Source organism: Paenibacillus kobensis NBRC 15729, from assembly GCF_004000825.1.
GTDB classification, from domain to species: domain Bacteria; phylum Bacillota; class Bacilli; order Paenibacillales; family Paenibacillaceae; genus Paenibacillus_T; species Paenibacillus_T kobensis.
The window spans coordinates 1-3,354 of record NZ_BILZ01000122.1 but is presented as its reverse complement, the minus strand read 5'-3'; the positions used below and the strand labels follow the sequence as shown (position 1 = coordinate 3,354).

Below are 3,354 nucleotides of genomic sequence, written 5' to 3'. Positions count from 1 at the left end.
CCCGGGGCTTGAGCAAGGTTAGTACGAGCGTTAAGAATGCCTTGGATAAGTTGCTCAAACTGCAAGTACCATACCGCATGAAGCAGCTGGCAACGCCAATGGGCCCAACCGTATGGAATATTGATACGAAGGCATTGCGTGAGGTGCTGGAAGATCTAGGGGTTATGAAGAGTAGTGCTTTGCCTCAGGGGACTAAGGGGACGGGTAATACTTATACACCTGTCGAATACAAAGGGACGACAAAAGTAGATGGGCAGACGAAAGATATTAGTAGGCGCGTATATCAGAGAAGTGATATTGATTGGAATCGAGTTGACCCTGAAACTGGATTAACAAACCTTGAATTAATGAAAAAAGGTAGACCGCCTTATTGGAAAGATGGTACGAAAGTAGAACTTCATCATACAATCCAATTAGAACCTGGCCCTATGGTAGAATTACCTGCGAGTTTACATGATGAATATAGTAAAATATTGCATGGGCTAGTTGAAAACGGCGGTAGTTTTAGAAATAATCCTGCATTAGAAAAACAGTACAACAATTTTAGGTCGAAGTACTGGAGATGGAGAGCCAAGCAACTTGAAGGAAAAGAATAAGATAAAAGTGTTGATTTCAGGAGGGATTAAAATTGAACCGAGATGAATTATATGCCTTTATTGAAGAACATTCAGATGATACTGATTTTACTGGTGGAGTTTCAGACACAGACATTGCAAAAATCGAAGGGGAGCTAAAGGTTGTATTTCCACAGAGCTATAGATGGTTTCTGAAAAACTATGGTTCGGGTGGACTATTTGGTGTTGATATTCTAGGGTGTGGAAAATCAGCAATCCCTTCTGTTGTGTTAAATACTAATAGACTCCGTAATTTTGGGTTACCGTCGGAATACATTGTAATTGAAGACTGCGATGAATTCTTTTATTGTCTAGAAACGGGAAATTTATTGGATGGCGAATGTCCAATTATATCATGGGATAGAGTGGCAGGATTCAGTGGGAAGCGAGCAGAGGATTTTTATGATTTTTTAGCCGAAAGACTCAGTGAAGCTAAAGAGAATTGGGATGAAGACTTTTAAGTTTTAGTTAGTAGAGCTAGGGGCTACCCAGTGCCGAATGAACCCAACGTTCAACCAGTAACACATCTAACCCATGTAATACCCGTATGAAGATTTCTCCATTTCGGTTGTACGCACATCAAATGCTTTAATTTTATAACCTAAATAACGCTATTCCGTAACATTGAACAGGTCGATTATGGTCAGATACTACCATGATTGACCTGTTTTTTGTTATCTTCGCTTTCTCACGGGATTTTGATAATGCTATTCAACTGTAGGATACACCGCCCCAATAGAGAGGATGAAAAGACAAAGCATCTTTTGAAGTAGTTAGCCCGACTATACATATTGTCAGGACTTATCTGCAAATTGTCCGCAACGAATGGGTTACTTGCCTCGATAGTTATCGTGAATGAACAATCTGGTGACGACCAGTTAACATTAACAGGTAAGGATACGTGTTAGGCTAGCCGCCTTCCCTACTCCATAGCCGCCCGATGGCGGCATAACAGCACAAGAAGGAAGGGAGTGCGTATGAAAACGAAGTACAACGACTTCTGGTTGACTAAGAATAACAAAGCCGCTAATGCGTACATGGACGAAGTTGCCAAGGAGAGCAACTTTACAGGGCATCACAAGGGATATACCATCCTGCCGCATAAAATCCATCGGTGTTACGGTTTAAGTCCGTATGAGAAGCTGATTCTCGTTGACCTAGTGGCTTATATGAGCGACCAGAGGTACAAATTCAGAAGGATGGTTACGGGATAAGGATTACTACTGGAAAGAAGTGCTAGAGAAGTATCCTGAAAGTATAAGTAAGCAGAAGATAGAATTAGGCTTTTCACCAATTAATGATAAGCAGTTCAGAGAACATTTTCCGCAGTATGATATTAAATTGTACAATGACACATTAATTCACCATCATATCGGTGGTGGAGGTCAAGCAGTTGCAGTACCATCCAAATTACACCCGGGTTCGGGCGGTATCCACAATGCTGAAAAAGAAGCAGGAATTTGGGGTAGTGATAGCCAATATGCTGAATTACTAGAAAAATTCTTGAACAAGTAAAGGGTGATATTTTTGTCTATAAAGGAAGCTATGAAACAATATTTTTCGTTAAGGAAGACTGTCGCAGACGAGGGGCTAGATTTTTTATTAAAAACACCATTCGACGAAGAAGTTGATTCTCTTATTTATGTTGGAGAAGTTGACGAGGATGAATACATCTCTTGGAGACCTGTCGAAAAGAATGTGACTAATGATTTTAGTTTACTAGAAGAAAAATTAGGTATTAAAATTCATGGGTCTGTCGTTGAGTATTTTAATTCATATTGGTTTGCTGATTTAGATGGGTTTATTAAAGACCACTATATAAAACTAGAGTTCGTACTGCCAAAAGCGGATTTAGAATCTTACGGCAACTTACTTTCGGGTTACAAAAGCAACCACAATAACAATATCGAGAATATTCCTATTGGCATAGAAGGCAACGGGCTTATTGTTGTAGTTGATAACCAAGATGGTTCTGTGAAACTTGAGGACTATGAACGAAATTCATTTGAAGTAATTTCAGAGGGCATTGAGCAATTAATTTTATCTTTACGGTTAAAAAAATAAATATGCCAACTGATAAATCGATGATTAATAAGAAAACATTCGATGGCGAAGAATTACAAAAACTAAAAGACCTATTGGTCAGCGAAGATAATTACAAGATTATTGCAGGAATCAAAAACATGAATAATCTGGAACTCCACACCTTTGCCGCAAACTATAACTGGAACAGCGGCTTTGAAGTACCAAAAGCTATATTGGGCAATGATAATTGTGATTTTGGGACTGGTCTGCTAATGTTTTACCGTGCAGACGGTTATCGTCTCCTCGAATCAAAAGATGCTCTGTCTGAATCCACCCTACGTGAACGGAAAGAATTTATTAGTAATTTATATCAAAGATTACTTGAAGATGGATTTTATAACAAGGAAATTTCTTTTACTCCGCCATTAACAAAAGTACAAGTCTTCAAGCTAAGGAAGTCAAACCCTAGTGTACCTAGTATTCTTTTGGATAAGTCGCCAGGTGATGAGGTGGAAATTCCAGTCCTCTAATAACATGATAAGTGGCGGCTACCCAGTGCCGAATGAACTCATCATTCAACTAGTAACAGACTTAACCCATGTAATACCCGTATAAAGATTCCTTCAATGCGGTTGTACGCACAGCAACGCTCGAATTTTATAACCTAAATTACGCTATTGGGTTACATTGAACAGGTCGATTATGGTCAGATACC

General features: G+C 39.2%; 6 protein-coding genes. All 6 read left to right on the top strand.

From position 1 onward, the window contains the following. Positions 1-596 (top strand): HNH/ENDO VII family nuclease (locus PKO01S_RS28275; protein WP_246070777.1); only part of this gene is annotated, 596 nt, incomplete at its 5' end. A 32-nt stretch (positions 597-628) separates the two neighbouring features. Then, entirely contained in the window at positions 629-1,075 is a 447-nt protein-coding gene (locus tag PKO01S_RS28270; protein WP_127534769.1) for an SMI1/KNR4 family protein, read from the top strand. Positions 1,076-1,591: 516 nt separating this feature from the next. Continuing rightward, the gene (locus tag PKO01S_RS28265) at positions 1,592-1,828 is read left to right on the top strand and encodes a hypothetical protein (RefSeq protein ID WP_246070776.1); all 237 of its coding nucleotides are present in this window, start codon (positions 1,592-1,594) and stop codon (positions 1,826-1,828) included. Between the two features lie 19 nt (positions 1,829-1,847). Further along, positions 1,848-2,129 (top strand): hypothetical protein, encoded by a 282-nt coding sequence (locus PKO01S_RS28260; RefSeq protein WP_127534768.1) that lies wholly within the window; start codon positions 1,848-1,850, stop codon positions 2,127-2,129. A gap of 30 nt (positions 2,130-2,159) precedes the next feature. Further along, the gene (locus tag PKO01S_RS28255; RefSeq protein WP_174818624.1) at positions 2,160-2,678 is read left to right on the top strand and encodes a SecY-interacting protein Syd; all 519 of its coding nucleotides are present in this window, start codon (positions 2,160-2,162) and stop codon (positions 2,676-2,678) included. Positions 2,679-2,680: 2 nt separating this feature from the next. Then, entirely contained in the window at positions 2,681-3,169 is a 489-nt protein-coding gene (locus tag PKO01S_RS28250) for a DUF4274 domain-containing protein (RefSeq protein ID WP_246070775.1), read from the top strand. The last annotated feature ends 185 nt before the right edge of the window (positions 3,170-3,354 follow it).